We start from the raw sequence: 17,021 nt of genomic DNA on the forward strand, positions 1-17,021 counted from the left end.
TCGTTTGATTTAGAGGGCTTGTCGGGGAAATATGCAAGAAGTCAAAAAAGGAATTATACAAGGAGTAGTGATACTGGTGGCCCTGATCTATCTGGCCAAATTATTTTATCTACAGGTGATTGACGAAGGCTACTCGGAGGCAGCCGTTAGCAATGCGATTGAACAGGTCGTGCAGATTCCCTATCGCGGTCAGATTTATGACCGAAAGGGAAATCTGATTGTCTACAATACGCCGACGTACGATTTATTTATCACCCCCAAAAAGGCCCGCATTCCGGATACACTCCGTTTGTGTAATTTGCTGGGTGTTACCAAAGTTCAGTTTGACAGTATGTACAACGTGGCGAAAACGTATTCCAAGTTTAAGCCTTCCCTGTTCATGCGTCAGCTTTCCGTCGAGGATTTTGCCCGTATTCAGGATGCCATGGTGGATTATCCTGGTTTCACGTTCGAAACCAGTGCGTTCCGTACGTACAATACATCGGCTCTGGCGAATACACTCGGGTACGTGGCCGAGGTAAGCCCCAAACAACTGGAAGATCAGGAAGAACGCGGTGAAAATTACTACCGCCAGGGGGATTACATCGGACAGAGTGGTCTGGAGAAGCAGTACGAGGAAATCCTTCGGGGTCGTAGGGGGATGAAGTACATCATGAAAGACGTACATGGCGTGGTAAAAGGTCCCTGGAAAGGGGGAGCGGCGGACATCGTTCCCGTTGCTGGAAAGAACCTGTATACTTCGCTGGACGTGGAATTGCAACAGTACGCGGACAGTTTGTTTCAGAACAAGTCGGGCAGTCTGGTGGCGATTGATCCCAGTACTGGTGAAATTCTGGCCATGGTATCGGCTCCCACGTACGATCCAAAAATGTTATCGGGGCGTAACTACTCCAAAAACTATGCTCGCCTTGCTCTGAATCCATTCAACCCCCTGCTTAACCGGGCCTTGCAGGGTACCTACCGACCGGGTTCTACGTTTAAAACCATCGAAACGCTGGTAGGTTTGCAGGACGGAGCCATTACGCCCGGTACGGTTCTGGGGCACTCAGGGATTCGTATGAACTGTCACTGCGGCAGTAGTTCAAGTACACTGCACCGGGCCATTCAGATGTCCTGTAACCCGTATTTCTACCACGTCTTCCGGCGAATCATTTACAACAACGACGAAACCAACGTTTTCAAAAAATCGAAAGTAGGATTGACCCGCTGGCACGATCGGGTTGCCAAATTCGGAATTGGCCAAAAACTGGGCGTGGATTTACCCTACGAACGTAAGGGTCTCTTGCCGGATGTCGAATACTACAACAAACGTAACAAAGGCGAAAACAACTGGAAATTCTCCAACATCTATTCCGTAGGTATCGGGGAAGGGGAGTTGCTCGTTACGCCGCTGAAACTGGCGAACGTGGCTGCGATTATTGCCAACCGGGGCTGGTACATTACGCCGCACCTGGTACGGGCCATTGGTAACCCCAAGGGCGATCCACTACCCGAATTCAAAGAAAAACATTCAGTAGATGTTGATTACCGGCACTTCGAAACCCTGATTGCGGGTATGTCAGATGCCGTTCGGGCGGGTACGGTGATGCGGGCCGCCTACATTCCGGACCTTGAAATCTGCGGAAAGACGGGAACCTCGCAAAACCCGAAAGGCCCCGCGGATAACTCCGTATTCATCTGCTTTGCTCCGCGTAATAATCCTAAAATTGCGATTGCCGCGGTGGTCGATTACGGAAAGTGGGGAGGAACGACTTCGGCTCCCATTGCCATGATGGTGGCCGAGAAGTACATCAAGGGAACCGTTAGTCACAAAGGACTGGAGCGGGAACTGATGAACAAAAATCTCCTGTACCTGCCGCCGCCTTCTCCCAGGAAAAAGCCAACGCCTCTGTTGCCGAAAGACCGGATTCTGATTGTAGAAAATGGAAAAGTGAAATCGGTACCGGCGACCAAATCAGCTTACCCCCAGTTTTCGGTATATGATTTCATTACGATGCAATAGGTAAGGTTTGAATCATCTTTTAAAGAATAAGAAATTGGCTTCCCGCGAGAATAGTGTTTTAAACCGACTGGACTGGATTACCGTAGCCCTGTATATAGCCTGCGTGGTGGTAGGCTGGCTGAATATCTACGCCGCCGTTTACAATCCCGAACAACCCATCAGTATTTTTAATTTCGATACGAATTCCGGGAAACAGCTGGTATTCGCGGGTTTTGCCGTTTTCATTATCATTGCGATTCTGGTGATTGATTACCGATTCTGGGAAACGTTCGCTTTTTTCATTTACGGATTCGTCCTGCTGCTATTGATTGCCGTTCTCTTTCTGGGGGCTAATATCAAAGGATCGCACTCCTGGTTCCGGATCGGACCGATCGGTTTTCAGCCCGCTGAGGTCGCGAAGATGGCCACGGCGTTAGCAATAGCGAAGTATCTCAGTACGCCCGGGACCAACCTTACCCGGTTCAAGGATCAGCTGAACGTGGGAATCTTCATGCTGATTCCGATGATTTTGATTCGAATTTCCGACGAAACGGGTCAGGCTCTGGTGATTGTAGGCTTGCTACTGATGCTGTATCGGGAAGGGTTGCCGGGGATTTATCCACTGATCATCATCGTGGCGGCAACGTTACTGGTTCTTTCGCTAACCGTCGAAACCCTGAATATTGCCATTGGACTGGCCATTGTGGGGGCTTTAGTCATCTTTTTTCTACCCCGTTACCAACGAAATCGCAAGACCTATACGGCCATGGGACTCATTTACGTGGGTTGTATCAGTATGGTATTGGCGACGGATTTTATCATTAACGACGTGCTGGCTCCCCACCAGAGGTCCCGAATTGAAGTACTGATCGATCCCAACAGTCATAAACGCGGGGCGGGCTGGAACGTGATTCAGTCCAAAATTGCGATTGGTTCCGGGGGGATTTTCGGGAAAGGCTTCCTGCAGGGTACACAAACCAAGTTTGACTTTGTACCCGAGCAAAGTACCGACTTTATCTTCTGTACCGTAGGGGAGGAGCACGGCTTTATGGGCAGCATACTGGTGATTGGCTTACTAATCGGGCTAATCCTGCGATTAATTATACTAGCTGAGCGGCAACGCATTAAGTTTGCCCGCGTGTATGGGTATGGCGTTATCTCTATATTTTTCTTTCACTTTCTGGTGAATATTGGTATGACCATTGGGTTGATGCCAGTCATTGGTATTCCTCTGCCTTTCTTTAGCTATGGGGGGTCGAGTTTGTGGTCCTTCACCATTTTGCTATTCATTTTCCTGAAGCTTGACGCTCAGCGTTCTCAAATTATGTCACGGGTATAAGCGGGTTAACCGTCAGTCCATTGCTTTTCGCCTTTCAGCCTAAAGTGGTGGGCTGGATGTTAGGGATCGACGTATTTGGAAGCAATAACTTCCTACACCTATGCCGATCCTGCAAACCCACCAACTGGAATTTTATTTCCGCAAGGGTCAACCGATTGTTCGTCAGGTTGATCTAAGCGTACCCAAAGGCTCTATTTTCGGATTCCTGGGTCCGAATGGGGCCGGAAAAACGACTACTATCCGGCTCATACTCGGTTTGTTACGGGCGAGTGGCGGACGGGTGGAAATCTTCGGTCAGGAGCTGGAATCCAACCGTTCCGAACTGTTTCAGAAAATTGGTTCGCTCATCGAGCAACCTTCCCTGTATCTACACCTGACGGGTGAACAAAACCTGGAAATTGCCCGTCGGTATACCCAGGTCCCTGCGTCGCGTATCCCGGAAGTACTCGCTATGGTAGGCCTACAGGCGGCGGCCCGGAAGCGGGCCGGAGCGTATTCGCTCGGTATGAAGCAACGCCTGGGACTGGCCATTGCCCTCTTACATCAGCCCGAACTGGTAATTCTGGACGAACCCACGAATGGCCTAGACCCCGCCGGGATCATCGAGATGCGGGAACTGCTGAAAACCCTCAATCGCGACCACGGCATTACCTTCTTTGTATCGAGCCACCTGCTTGCCGAGGTGGAACGGATGTGTACCCACGTCGGCATCATTCATCAGGGAAAGTTACTGTTTCAGGGAAGTATTGAAGAGCTGCAATCGGCTCAGGTACAGAAACGTAGCTTACAACTGGAAACTAATAATGTAGACCAGGCCGAGGCCTTACTCCGCCAGCAGTACTCTGTTCAACGGCTTGCCAATGGTAAACTTAGTATTCCCTTCGAAAGTAAATCGCAGGTAGCGGCTCTGAATCAGTCGCTGGTACTGGCGGGTTTTGAGGTATACGAACTCAGCTTGCAGGGAGCCGATCTGGAAGAAATGTTCCTGGAAATTACGGGGCCACTTCGTATGGAGTCGCTGGTATAAAGTTGATTTTGAAGTTTGTTGATTCGGAGTTTCGTTATTTACCTAGACCGAGTTTGGTCCTCCTTATTGGCCGACTAGGAGCCCATGAGCCTTCCAGGCTGGACCCCTCCACGACTGACAACAGCCTGCTGTAAGGCCACCGCGTTGCGGCTGTCATAGGTCGTTCCGTTGCCATTCCATGGTGGCCCCCATGGAATGGCTCATGGGCGGGAGAGATTTTCGTCTTCGGATGATTTATGTAGTTAATCATTGTTTGAAGTTTGCCGATTTCTACATGGGCGACTTAAACCCGGTCCCCGTCCTATCGTGAAAAGCCGCCTTTTTCATCCGCAACGCGGTGGCTTTGTGCAGGATGAAAAGAGCGGTGTTCGCGATACGGACTAAACAACCAGCCGCATTTACAGGACGAAATAACCATCCTATGATACTAGTTGATTGAATAACGATGGAAGACCAGCCCAGCATGACTAAAAACAGCCCTATTATGATCGGACCTCTTACTGTATAAATTGAACCCTTCTATAACCTCAACACAAAACCCATGCTCCTCACCTATATTCCTCAATCCTTTCGCATTGAAATGCTGAAAACCCGCAATACCGCCGCTTTCTGGCTGACGGTAGCGGGTGCGGCCTTTGCTCCGGTACTCCTGTGCATTGGCTACCTAGCCAAACCCCAAAACTTTTTCATGCCAGCTAAAGCGGCCATCAGTGCGTGGGATTTATTTGCGGGGCGTTGCTGGCAAATCAACATTGTATTGTTTCTGCCCTTTTTCGTTGTACTCATCAACAGTATGGTCGTAAACATTGAGCATCGTTCCAATACCTGGAAATATGTTTTTACGCAACCCTTCCCCAAAGCCTCCGTCTGGCTAGGAAAGCTGCTGCTCATTCAGGCGTTAATACTGTTGAATTTCATTTTGTTCAATTCTCTCATTATAGTAGCCGGGTTCACTCTTTCGTTTATCAACGAAAAATATGGTTTTGGTAATCAGGGGCCTGATCTAACGATGTGGCTGAAGGCAACGACAAAAGCCTATCTGGCAACGCTGGCGATATCGGGCATTCATTACTGGCTGGCTACCCGAATCAAGAATCTCATCGTACCCATCGGCATGGCCTTGATGGGCTTAGTGCTTTCACCCATTCTGTTGCAGCAGCCATGGAAATACATTGACTGGTTTCCGTACGCGTATACGATTCTGTCTTCTCGGTTACAGCCGGAGGGCCTGTTACAAAAGCACGAATGGATTAGTATCGGATACTTTGTTGTTCTGAATATAATCGGGTATTTGGACATTTTCCGCCGTAATATGGGATAAATGCCAAATAAAATAGAAGATTAAACAGAAATTAAAAGAGTTTAGGGCGTTGGATGTTTTGCAGGACTGCCGTATTTTGGCCGGATTTTTAACGTACCTCATTGCAATCCATGTCAACTTCAGTATCCCTGTCTACGTCTTCTACACGTTCGGCCTATACGCTCATTCTGGTAGCGGCATTAGGCTATTTTGTGGATGTCTACGACCTGATTTTATTCGGCGTCATTCGTAATCCGAGCCTGCGGGAACTCGGCGTTCCTGAAGATCAATTACTGGCTCAGGGTACTACACTTTTTAACTGGCAAATGGCCGGGATGCTGCTCGGGGGTATTTTCTGGGGCGTTATCGGTGATAAGAAAGGCCGCAAATCCGTACTGTTTGGTTCGATCGTGATGTATTCGCTGGCCAATGCTATCAACGGTCTCATTAACGATTTGACCGTCTACGCCGTCCTGCGTTTCATCGCGGGTGTGGGGCTGGCCGGTGAACTGGGAGCCGGGATTACCCTCGTCAATGAAACCATGCCCAAGGAAAAACGCGGGTACGGGACATTGATCGTAGCGGGTTTTGGAGCTTCGGGAGCCGTATTTGCGGCATTACTCCCCGAATGGATTCCGAACTGGCGAATGCTGTACTTTATCGGTGGCGGTTTGGGACTGGCTTTGTTGACGTTGCGAATCGGTACCTATGAATCGGATCTATTTGAGAAAACCGAACATTCCAACGTGACGAAAGGCGATTTCCTGAGTCTGTTTACAAACGGTGCCCGGTTCAGGAAATACCTGGCCTGTATCTTCATTGGTATTCCCATCTGGTACGTGATTTCGGTACTGGTTCTTTCCGCACCGGAGTTGGTGAAAGCCCTGGGGGTAAGTGGTATCCGGCCCAACCTCACCATCGCTTACCTGTACGCCGGACTTTCACTGGGTGATATAGGCGTTGGTTTGCTGAGTCAGCAGATTCGTAGCCGGAAAAAAGCCATTTATTTTTATCTGATTATTCTATCTTCACTAGTTATTTTTTACTTGAATTCCAGCGGATTATCCCCGCAGGGTTTTTACTGGCTGTGTTTTGCCCTCGGATTTTTTGCGGGTTACTGGGCCATGTTTGTCACGATGTCTTCCGAGCAATTTGGTACCAATCTACGGGCTACGGTTACCACGACCATTCCTAATTTCGTTCGCGGAGCCGTGATTCCCATCAGTATTCTGTTTAAAGCCTTTATTCCTTCGCTGGGCCTGATTGGTTCGGCCCTTACGGTAGGAATAGTGTGTCTGATCCTGGCATTTATTTCCAACTGGAGCGTGGAAGAAACCTTTGCCAAAGAACTGGATTACGTGGAATAATAGCCGCAGAGTCAGGTGTCAGTTATACGCTTCCGGAAGTTTCAATTTTCGGAAGCGTATAACCAGGCGTGTGCAGTACGAACAGCTTGTACGATGAAACCAAGCTTCGGCGTGCTAAAGCTTTGGTTCCTGTTGCACAAAATTCACAATACGGCGGTCCACCCAGTACAGTCCATCTTTCGAGGCCTCATAAAAGCCGCAATGGCCGCCCAAACGGGGCGTTTCCAGCCACAGGTAATCCGATTGCCGGGCCAGCGTTTCGGGAGAACAGCTGGGCGAAAGAATGGGGTCATTTTGAGCATTAAGCAGCAGACTCCGTACCCGAATGTTAGAAAGATAGGGTAAAGCCGAGGTCGCTTCTGCGTAGTCCTTCCAGCCAAAAAAGGGTGAAATATATTCGTTGGAAAAGTCGTCGAGGGTACGGTAGCGATCAAACTGAGCGTATAGCTGCTGATCGATCAGATGCTTTCGTGTCGACAGAAACTTGCGTAATTTTCGCAGAAAGTACCATTCATAAAAGGTGCCCCGGCAGGCGGCCATACTCCCCGGCATATCCGTAGGGGTAGAGACAGCCACTACCGACTGGATAGCGTCGGAAAGTTGCGAACCCTGCTCGCCGGCGTACTTCAAGGCTAAATTTCCGCCCTTGCTGAAACCAACGAGCGAAATCGAGGTATAACCTTTGCCCAGTGCATATTGAATTACTTCAGCCAAATCGTCAGTGCTGCCGTGGGTCGTCATTTTTTCGAGCCGATTGGCCTCGCCACTCAAACCCCGGTGATTCCAGGCTAAAGCGTCGAAGCCCGCTTCATTGAAGGCCCGCACGGCTCCAAGCATGTATTGACGGGTCGAATTTCCCAGGTAACCGTGCGTAAGCAAAGCCAGCGAAGGCTTGCAGGGATGGGGCTGCTGGGACCAACTCCAGTCTAAATCCAGAAAGTCACCATCCACCAATTCCAGACGTTCTCTGGTATACGTCACTCCGGCCACGCGTCGCAGCGTACTCGGATAAATCGTGGAGAAATGAGCATTCTGCATCCAGAACGGAGCAGTATAGGTAGAATGAGTAAGGATCGGCATATCAGGTCGCTGCTACAGGAAAGCAAGGGGGCGGATGAAAAAGTTTTGTAAAAATATGGTATATTATTTTTTGATATTAACGAAGAACTATACGTTTAAGTAGGAGTTAGGGCGAAACCACTGCGTAATTTATTCCTGGCACAGTCCTTTCGCCTTATACCTACCGCGAACTTTTTCGTAGTTTCGTTTTTCGATCGATTGTTTTTCCTGCCAACATGACAGGTACTTGCTATATGAATAATAAAAAGACGGATTCCCTTGCTAACCTGCGTCTGGTCGAAATGTCTGATTTTGACAGTATGGAAATGATTCCGCTGTCTGCCGGAGATTTTGATGATAATGATGACCCCGCTACCTATGCCGAACAATTGCCCATCTTACCCATCCGGAACATTGTGTTGTTTCCGGGAATGGTTATTCCGGTAACTGTAGGTCGTCAGAAATCCATTCGTCTGGTTAAAAAGCAGTACAAGTCCAAGAATAAAGTAGTAGGAGTAGTAGCCATGGCGAATCCCCAGAAGGAGGAGCCTACTGCGGATGATCTCTACCGGGTTGGTACGCTGGCTAATATTTTGAAAATGATTGTTTTACCCGATGGTAATGTCACCATTATCGTACAGGGGAAAAAGCGTTTTCAGATTGAAGAGTTTCTGAAAGAAGAGCCGCACTTTCTGGCCAAGGTTTCGTACGTGGATGACAATTTCCCGGCTAAACCCAACCGCGAAGCCAAAGCTTTGATTCAGTCCCTGCGGGATGCTGCTCATAAAAGTCTGAATCTGAATCCGGAAATTCCCCGCGAAGCTCAGATTGCCCTGGATAACATTGAATCCAATAACTTCCTGATTCATTTCCTGTCGGCGAATACCAACGCTGATCAGCCTGAGAAGCAGGCCCTGCTGGAAACGTTCGATTCACTACAACAGGCCACTAAGCTGCTGGAGGTGATGCTGAAGGACATTCAGTTGCTGGAAATGAAACGGGAAATCCAGTCGAAAGCCAGCAGTGAAATTGATCAGCAACAGCGGGATTACTACATCCGGCAGCAGATCAAAGTGCTTCAGGAAGAGCTGGGTATTGATTCCCCCGAACAGGAAATTGATGCCTTACAGGCTAAAGCTGCTCAGAAGAAATGGAGCAAGGAGGTCAGTGAACAGTTTCAAAAGGAAATCAGCAAACTACGTCGGACCAACCCGATGTCGCCGGAGTATCCCATTGGGATGAACTACCTGGAACTGATGGTGGACCTACCCTGGAACGAGCATACCAAAGATTTCTTTGACCTTAAAAAAGCTCAGAAGATTCTGGATCAGGATCACTTCGGACTGGAGAAAGTCAAAGAACGCATCATCGAATACCTCGCCGTACTGAAAATGAAGGGCAACATGAAAGCCCCCATTTTGTGTCTGTATGGCCCTCCGGGCGTCGGTAAAACTTCGCTGGGTAAATCCGTAGCCAAAGCCCTCGGACGTAAATACGTACGAATGGCTCTGGGTGGTGTACATGATGAGTCCGAAATCCGGGGCCACCGGAAAACGTACATCGGTGCCATGCCGGGTAAGATTATTCAGAACATTCGGAAGGCGAAATCTTCCAACCCAGTCTTTATTCTGGATGAAATCGATAAAGTATCAAGCGATTTCCGGGGCGATCCATCCTCGGCCTTACTGGAAGTATTGGATCCCGAGCAAAACAGCAGCTTCCAGGATAATTATCTGGAAGTAGAATACGACCTGTCGAAAGTACTATTCATTGCAACAGCCAACTCGCTTGAACCCATTCAGCCCGCTCTTCGCGACCGGATGGAGATCATTGACTTGACGGGTTATACCATGGAAGAAAAGGTACAAATCGGTAAGAAGTACCTGATTCCCAAGCAAAAACACGAACACGGCCTGGACGGTAAAATGCTGAATTTTACTGACGCAGCCGTTCAGAAAATCATTGAAGGCTATACCCGTGAATCGGGGGTACGAGCCCTGGAGCAGAAAATTGGTTCGCTGGTTCGGAAAATCACCAAGGCCATCGCTCTGGAGGAAGAGTATCCCAAAACCGTTCGGCCCGAAGATGTAATCAAACTGCTGGGCCCCGAAACGTTTGACAAGGACGAGTACGACAATAACGATACCGCTGGTGTCGTGACGGGTCTGGCCTGGACTAGCGTGGGGGGTGAAATTCTGTTCGTTGAATCAAGCCTGAACCGGGGACGTGGTACGCTTACCTTGTCGGGTCAGTTGGGCGATGTCATGAAAGAATCAGCCATTACGGCCCTTAGTTATCTGAAAGCTCACGCGGAAGAACTCAACATTGACGAACGACTTTTCGAGTACTATAACCTGCACGTTCACGTACCGGCGGGGGCAGTACCGAAGGACGGACCGTCGGCGGGGGTTACGATGATTACCTCGATGGCTTCGGCCTTTACGCAGCGGAAAGTGAAGTCGAATCTGGCCATGACGGGTGAGATTACCCTGCGTGGAAAAGTACTTCCCGTGGGTGGCATCAAGGAGAAAATTCTTGCTGCGAAACGAGCCGGTATCAAAGAGGTGATCCTGTGTACGAAGAACCGCAAGGACATTGAAGAAATCAATAAATCGTACATCCAGGATCTGACGTTCCACTATGCCGACCGGGTGGAAGACGTGTTGAAAGTGGCTTTGCTGGAAGAAAAAGTGGAACGCCCGATCAACTTCGTATTCCCCGAGGATAAAGGGAAACCAGTAGATACCACCACCACCGAAGTGGTCGTATTGAATTAATACTGAATTACTACAAACGAGAAAGGCTGCCCGGTAAGGCAGCCTTTCTGGCTTAAAAAGCATTAGATTAAAACCGATTTTTAAAAAAGGACTGAATACGCTGATCTTTGCTTCGAATCAGTAGTTTTCCAAACAGCGTTTTTTGAGTGAGCGAAGAAGCCACGGCATGGATGCCCGCCGCCTGCCGACCGGAAGTACTGCTTCCGTACAAAGCTGTTTGCAGTAAGGCCTCCTGCGTACTGCCCAGCGGATACAGGTTAAAGGGTTCCGACAGTACGATAGCGGGCGTAAATCCTGCCGTGTAATCCGATTGCCCCAGACTATTGTAGACTTTAACAATGATGGGTTGCAGAGCGTATTTGATCTTACCCGAATCGTCGGTCAGGGTGGTCGAACCTACGTTTTTTCCGTACGTGGTTTCGCCAATCAGCTGCACGTTCATGTACGGCTTTAATCCATTGATCACCAGCTCACTTGCGGAGGCCGTCCATTCCGACGTCAGGATGGTAACCTTGCTGATCTGATTCCCCACATTATTAACTTCATTGGTAAAATAGGCGTTGAACGAATCGCTACCGTACTGTTGCTGCAGATACTTATTCAGCTCAGTGTTGTATTCTTCGCGGTAGAAAACCTGATTGGCACCGCTGTATTTAACAATCATACTGGCCAGATTGATAGCCGTAGCACCCGATCCACCGGGATTGTAGCGTAAATCCAGAACCAACTCCTGAATGCCCGCCGCTTTAAAGTGGGCGAAAATCTGCCGCAGGTGATTGTCGTACGCATTGCTGGACGAGCCATTCGGACTCGATACAAACTGGTTATACAAGAGATAACCTACGCTCTTTCCGTTGACGGTGTACACGGAATCCAGGTAAACCGGATCTTCCTGAAAAGTCGTTGCCGTTACGGATCGGGTGGTACTCGTATCATCCAGGGTGCCCGTGGTGGTATTGACTGTACCGAGGGTAAATGCGGACGTCGTTCCCGACCCATACAGTAATTCACTGTAGTTGTTAACGGTCAATGTCGTACCGTTCACTTTCGTAAAGACATCCCCCCGTTTGAAACCGGCCAGATCAGCGGGTGAATTTTTCAGTACGTACAGTACCTGCCCCACCACATTTACATTCGCATTATCCCGGTAAAAGAGCCGGAATTGCATACCCGTGGTCAGGCTTTCCCCGTTAAGGGCCGCTTCCAGCGATTCGGCATCCGAAGAAAGGTAAGAAAAACGGTCGCCCTGCGGATTCGTCGTTGCGTTATAGGTGTAGAGCAGGGAATTAAAATAATCCTCCGGAGCGAGGGTCTGATCGGTCGTATTTTCCACCGGTAGCTGATCCGTCCAGAGATAATAGGCCTGCATTTGTTCGTAAATCCATTGGTTAATCGGCGTATTTTCTTCCGAGTGGGTAGCGGGCGTAGTCGCATCCGTATCTTTTTTGCAGCCCGTCAGTAAGGCAAGGGCCAGTAGGGAATAAGTGATTGCGTATTTCACGGTGCTGGTTGCGATTGTTTACTGACCTATACGCAGGCTTGAAAACGGACGTTAGTCAACGGAAAACACTAGCCGATACTCGCCGCATTTTTAGCGACGGGGCGTGCCGAAAAGGCTACGTTCGCAGGGATTGGTATACTTCTTTCGCCCCAGGCTGTCCGTACTGTCATACTCCTTTAACGCGTCCTTCTTTCATGAAACCGGAACGTTTGCATTTCAAAGACGATGGTGTAATACCTAACAACGCCTTACCCTTATTGATCTATTCCGCGGTTTTTAAAGCGGGAGAAAAGGACCTGGCCCGGCGATTCGAGACGCTCTTTTCCGAACATCGCTGGCGTAATTCCTGGCGAAATGGAGTGTATCCCTATCACCACTACCATAGTATTTCGCACGAAGTACTGGGCGTCTACGGCGGACAAGCCACTTTACAAATGGGTGGCGAAAAAGGGCAGGCGATCCGCGTGCAAGCGGGCGATGTGCTGGTGATTCCAGCGGGCGTTGGTCACAAGAAGCTCGAAGCCAGTAGTGATTTTGGCGTGGTAGGAGCGTATCCCGAAGGCAAAGACTGGGATTTACTGAAGGGTGAAAAGGGCGACCGTCCCCAAGCGGATCGAAACATTGCTGCCGTACCCATGCCATCGCAGGATCCGGTGACGGGTGCGAAAGAAATGCCGGAATGGCATACGTAGGAATTGAGTTTACGTCGTAGACGCCCGACTAGCATTCACCCGGCTCGCTCCGATTTATAACCCTTATGGAATGATCGGGCGAGCCGGGGAACAGACCTGAAACTGTAACCCCGGAGGGGTTTAATTTCAATAGCCCCGTATGCAATGCGGGGGATAGGATGTTAAGGATTCGCGTCGGAGACGCTCGACCAGTGCCGCCCCGATCATTCCATGAGGTTATAAATCGGAGCGAGCTAGTGAACTTTCCTTGGCTGAATGAAATCCTTGGAATCAAGCTATTTACTACCGCCCAGCGAAGCCCCCGTACTCTTATTTACGGTTTGTACCAGACTAGCCAGCTTGCCGCTCAGGGACTGAATTGCCGTTTTGTACCGATTCTCCAGGTCCGGCAGATTCGCGGTCGATTTTAAGGAAGCCTCGTACAACAAACCGGGTAACATCCAGGACGCATAGCCACTGTACGGATCCGAGGATGCGTACAGGGAACGGTACCAGGAGCCAAAGGCCATGCCTTTCTTATCAATAAACGACTGTTCGAGCTGAAGCATAATCTTGTTGAGTTCCTGAGCTTTATCCGTACGACCCGCCGCCAGATAGCTTTGGCGGGCTGCTTCCGCTGCTTCCGCATTCTTTTTCAGATCCGCTACTGTGGCTAGTAAGGGTTCGATGGAGTACGTAGGAGCGTAGGCCTTGATCGCTTTCTCGGCGGCTTTCAAGTGCGTGGTCAGGTCACTGGCGTAGCGAACCAGATCATAGGGCAGGATGTCCGCGTTGGCGAGTCGCAGGGCCATCGTTCCGACCACCTGTTCCACCATTGGACCCATCTTGTAGGTAGAATCGACGAATTTATGGTAGAAGAACAGATCGTCGTAGGAAGAGTGATATAACGTAGGACCGCCCACGCCTGCACTGAGGGAAGGTACGCCCACGTGCATGTATGGACCGATGTGATCGGAGCCACCACCGAGGTTACCGATGGTCGGCTCATTGGCCGCCAGTGCCGGAGCCGAGGACGCAATTCCAACCGTACTGCCACTGCGGGGCGAAGTCTGAGCCAGCCAATGCTGATAGACCGTTTTGTTGGAATCCGGATACGCTACGGCTTGGGTGGCTTCAATAAGTAGCTTTTTCAGTGAAGGCGAAGCACTGGCCCCGAATACCCGACCCGAAACGGCAGCATCGAAGTTCATGTACGCCACGGCGTTTTTGGTCAGTTCATCCCGAAATTGTTCGGCCCATTCGGCCGAGCCGATTACACCGAATTCTTCCGCATCCCAGTGGGCCACTTTAATGGTACGGCGGGGTTTCTGCCCGGCTTTCGCCAGTTTACCCAATGATTCCGTGAGGCCCAGTAGCATAGCCGTACCGCTATTAGGGTCCGTTGAACCGTAAGCCCAGGCGTCGTAATGACATCCGGCGATGATCCATTCGTTCGGAAATTCAGTACCCGTCAGCGTGCCCACAACTTCGTACACGCGGGTAATGGCAATCTCCTGTTTCACTTTCAGGCGTACGGTCAGGCCCGGTCCGCCTTCGAGTCGGTAGGTGAAGGGCAAGCCGCCCTGCCAGCCTGCGGGTACCGCCTTCGCTCCCTTCATTTGCTTCATGATTTCCAGAGCGGAGGCGTACGGAATGGGAGTTACTGGAATTTTGTGCAAATCCACGTCTTTCGGATCGAGGCGTTTTACCTTCACTTTGCCATCGATGGGAAGTGCTGGCTCAAAAGGGGTCAACGGATCACCCGTATAATTTACGGTCAACAAAGAACCGCGTTGAATAACGCTTTCACTGGGCTGAGGACCTTCCGGAAACGTCAGACCTTTGGCGTAGCCATTGTCCGCCGGATCGGTATAAATGATGAGGCCCGCCGCACCTGCGGCCTGAGCAAACTGGGCTTTGTAGCCCCGGAAATTACCGCCATACCGGGCCAGTACGACTTTGCCCTGTACCGAAATGCCCAGAGCTTTGAGCTTCTCGAAATCTTCTTTTCGACCGTAATTGGCGTACACCACTTCCGCCGTCACATCGCCCGACCCGGAGTAGGCGTTCCAGCCGGGCATCAGCCGGGGGTCGCTGGCGTATTTGTCTTCCGGAAAAAGATATTCGCGGATGTTGAGGGGCTGCCGAATGGGCTGTACGACTTCCACAGCCACTTCGCCCGGACCTTTGGGTAAGTAAATGTCATGCGGATAAATGTCCACCTGCCAGCCTGCTTTTCGCATGGTTTCAGCGATGTAATCGCGGACTTTCTCGTTTTCGGGAGTACCGGCTACGTGTGGTACGCTCGTCAGACGGGTTAAATGCTCTTTATAAGTCGCCGCCGACTGGTGTTTCTTGAATTCAGCTTCCAGGTTTAGCTCAGAAGTCTGACGGTTCGGTGTAAATCCGGTAAGCTGCTGGGCTTGTACCAGACTCGTCAGTCCAAAGGCGAATAGGGGTAGAAGTACGGTTTTCATCGGAAAGAACGTGTTGAAACGGGTGAAAGACGGGGTTCGAAAGACAAACAAAAGCGAGTCCTCGAAAACTGATTGAAAAATACAGGAAAGGCCACGGAAAATAAGGTCCAAGGAAGAAAATACCGTTGAAAATTACGCAAATCGTAGATTTGTTGAAATCAATTCCTGCCATTCCTGGCAGAATCCGTATGGCTTGCCCATTTTTGCGGGTTGTTGATTCCGTATCTTTCTTTCTATGAAAAACCGCTTACTTTCACTGGACGTGCTTCGGGGGCTTACCATTATGCTCATGACGGTCGTCAACAATCCCGGCGACTGGGGTCACGTCTACCCTCCATTGCTTCACGCCGAATGGCACGGGTATACCCCCACAGACCTGGTTTTTCCCACCTTTCTGCTCATCGTAGGGGGGTCGGTCGTGCTGGCTATGCCGCATAAACGCTGGGATTCGGATACACTGCTAAAAATTGCGATTCGAACCCTACGCATTTTTTGTCTGGGCTGGTTTCTATTCTTTTTCTCGAAAATTCAATTGCCGGGTCTGGAAGGGCCAACTTTGCTGCTGGGACGACTGGCGATCATGGCGATACTTGCCTGGGCTTTATTCAGCGAATACGAAAAGAAGTATCAATTCTATGTCGCCCTTAGCACCTTCCTGCTCATGATCCTTCTGGCCTTTGGCGGTTTTGATGCGTATGAGACAGTCCGCATTCCCGGTGTTTTGCAACGCATTGCGATGGTGTACGGACTAATTGCGGTGCTGTACTTGCGAACTTCCTGGCAGGTACAGGCCGTTGTAGGGGTGACCGTACTGCTGTTGTATTGGGGACTAATGACGCTGATTCCCGTACCCGGTGTGGGTGAAGCCAATCAGGACAAAGGAACCAATCTGGCCGCCTGGTTGGATTATACGTTGTTGCCGGGCCATTTATGGGCGAGTGCCAAAACCTGGGACCCGGAAGGAATTTTAAGTACCTTACCCGCTCTCGGTACGGGCATTGCGGGGCTTTTGACTGGTACCTTACTGCGTACACCAAGCCTGACGGGTCCGCAGAAAGCCCGGTATTTGTTGCTGGCAGGTCTGGGTGGTATTGTACTTGGAAGTGTATGGCATATTGTATTTCCTATCAATAAAGCCCTGTGGACGAGTTCGTACGTATTAGTAGCCGCGGGTTGGGCTTTGGTGGTATTGAGTGGACTATACTATTGGACTGATGTCAAAGGTAGTAAAGGGTGGACGCTGCCGTTTGTCGTGTTTGGAGTCAATCCCATGCTTGTTTTCTTTTTCTCGGGAATCATTCCCCGCATTCTTTCCGCGATTCCGGTTCACACGAACGGAAAGTCCGTGAGTCTGCAGCATTATCTGTATAGCGATCTACTGGCTCCGCAATTTTCCAATCCAATGAATGCTTCTGTGGCCTGGGCTTTACTGTACCTGGCTTTCTGGGGACTGATCGTTTGGGTTTTATACCGAAAAGGAGTCGTAGTGAAAGTTTAAAAAAATAACAATAGCATTACTGAC

General features: G+C 50.0%; 11 protein-coding genes. 8 read left to right on the top strand and 3 right to left on the bottom strand.

All coding sequences use genetic code 11. The annotated features are described in order from the left end of the window. Window positions 1-31: 31 nt before the first annotated feature. From mrdA to BWI97_RS09730, 5 genes are all read left to right on the top strand, one after another. Window positions 32-2,002 (top strand): penicillin-binding protein 2, encoded by a 1,971-nt coding sequence (gene mrdA / locus BWI97_RS09710; protein WP_102200873.1) that lies wholly within the window; start codon window positions 32-34, stop codon window positions 2,000-2,002. Window positions 2,003-2,009: 7 nt separating this feature from the next. Further along, window positions 2,010-3,320, top strand: a complete 1,311-nt coding sequence (gene rodA / locus BWI97_RS09715; RefSeq protein ID WP_233207796.1) for a rod shape-determining protein RodA — start codon at window positions 2,010-2,012, stop codon at window positions 3,318-3,320. A 100-nt stretch (window positions 3,321-3,420) separates the two neighbouring features. Then, window positions 3,421-4,347, top strand: coding sequence for an ABC transporter ATP-binding protein (locus BWI97_RS09720; RefSeq protein ID WP_102200875.1), 927 nt, complete (start codon window positions 3,421-3,423; stop codon window positions 4,345-4,347). Between the two features lie 541 nt (window positions 4,348-4,888). Continuing rightward, window positions 4,889-5,668 (top strand): ABC transporter permease, encoded by a 780-nt coding sequence (locus BWI97_RS09725; protein ID WP_102200876.1) that lies wholly within the window; start codon window positions 4,889-4,891, stop codon window positions 5,666-5,668. Window positions 5,669-5,778: 110 nt separating this feature from the next. Beyond that, entirely contained in the window at window positions 5,779-7,014 is a 1,236-nt protein-coding gene (locus tag BWI97_RS09730; RefSeq protein WP_102200877.1) for an MFS transporter, read from the top strand. A 114-nt stretch (window positions 7,015-7,128) separates the two neighbouring features. On the opposite strand, the gene BWI97_RS09735 is transcribed toward BWI97_RS09730, so the two are convergent. Beyond that, window positions 7,129-8,094 (bottom strand): YheT family hydrolase, encoded by a 966-nt coding sequence (locus tag BWI97_RS09735; RefSeq protein ID WP_094810445.1) that lies wholly within the window; start codon window positions 8,092-8,094, stop codon window positions 7,129-7,131. 233 nt (window positions 8,095-8,327) lie between these two features. Here BWI97_RS09735 and lon point away from each other — a divergent pair, with 233 nt between their 5' ends. Next, window positions 8,328-10,850, top strand: a complete 2,523-nt coding sequence (gene lon / locus BWI97_RS09740; protein WP_094810446.1) for an endopeptidase La — start codon at window positions 8,328-8,330, stop codon at window positions 10,848-10,850. Window positions 10,851-10,917: 67 nt separating this feature from the next. On the opposite strand, the gene BWI97_RS09745 is transcribed toward lon, so the two are convergent. Next, window positions 10,918-12,351, bottom strand: a complete 1,434-nt coding sequence (locus BWI97_RS09745) for a S41 family peptidase (protein ID WP_102200878.1) — start codon at window positions 12,349-12,351, stop codon at window positions 10,918-10,920. 194 nt (window positions 12,352-12,545) lie between these two features. Between BWI97_RS09745 and BWI97_RS09750 the strand changes: the two genes are divergently transcribed. Continuing rightward, entirely contained in the window at window positions 12,546-13,043 is a 498-nt protein-coding gene (locus BWI97_RS09750) for a cupin domain-containing protein (RefSeq protein ID WP_102200879.1), read from the top strand. 275 nt (window positions 13,044-13,318) lie between these two features. On the opposite strand, the gene BWI97_RS09755 is transcribed toward BWI97_RS09750, so the two are convergent. Continuing rightward, on the bottom strand, window positions 13,319-15,499 hold the full coding sequence (locus BWI97_RS09755; protein WP_102200880.1) for a M28 family peptidase: 2,181 nt from the start codon (window positions 15,497-15,499) through the stop codon (window positions 13,319-13,321). Window positions 15,500-15,734: 235 nt separating this feature from the next. On the opposite strand from BWI97_RS09755, the gene BWI97_RS09760 reads away from it, so the two are divergent. Next, window positions 15,735-16,997: an acyltransferase family protein gene (locus BWI97_RS09760; RefSeq protein ID WP_102200881.1), complete on the top strand. Its 1,263-nt coding sequence runs from the start codon at window positions 15,735-15,737 to the stop codon at window positions 16,995-16,997. The last annotated feature ends 24 nt before the right edge of the window (window positions 16,998-17,021 follow it).

Origin of the sequence: Siphonobacter sp. BAB-5405 (assembly GCF_002872335.1) — a bacterium.
In the GTDB taxonomy this organism is placed as follows: Bacteria; Bacteroidota; Bacteroidia; order Cytophagales; family Spirosomataceae; genus Siphonobacter.

Coding starts and splice junctions, on each gene's coding strand:
- mrdA (WP_102200873.1), top strand. CDS start 32: ATGCAAGAAGTCAAAAAAGGAATTATACAAGGAGTAGTGATACTGGTG.
- BWI97_RS09720 (WP_102200875.1), top strand. CDS start 3,421: ATGCCGATCCTGCAAACCCACCAACTGGAATTTTATTTCCGCAAGGGT.
- BWI97_RS09725 (WP_102200876.1), top strand. CDS start 4,889: ATGCTCCTCACCTATATTCCTCAATCCTTTCGCATTGAAATGCTGAAA.
- BWI97_RS09730 (WP_102200877.1), top strand. CDS start 5,779: ATGTCAACTTCAGTATCCCTGTCTACGTCTTCTACACGTTCGGCCTAT.
- BWI97_RS09735 (WP_094810445.1), bottom strand. CDS start 8,094: ATGCCGATCCTTACTCATTCTACCTATACTGCTCCGTTCTGGATGCAG.
- lon (WP_094810446.1), top strand. CDS start 8,328: ATGAATAATAAAAAGACGGATTCCCTTGCTAACCTGCGTCTGGTCGAA.
- BWI97_RS09750 (WP_102200879.1), top strand. CDS start 12,546: ATGAAACCGGAACGTTTGCATTTCAAAGACGATGGTGTAATACCTAAC.
- BWI97_RS09755 (WP_102200880.1), bottom strand. CDS start 15,499: ATGAAAACCGTACTTCTACCCCTATTCGCCTTTGGACTGACGAGTCTG.
- BWI97_RS09760 (WP_102200881.1), top strand. CDS start 15,735: ATGAAAAACCGCTTACTTTCACTGGACGTGCTTCGGGGGCTTACCATT.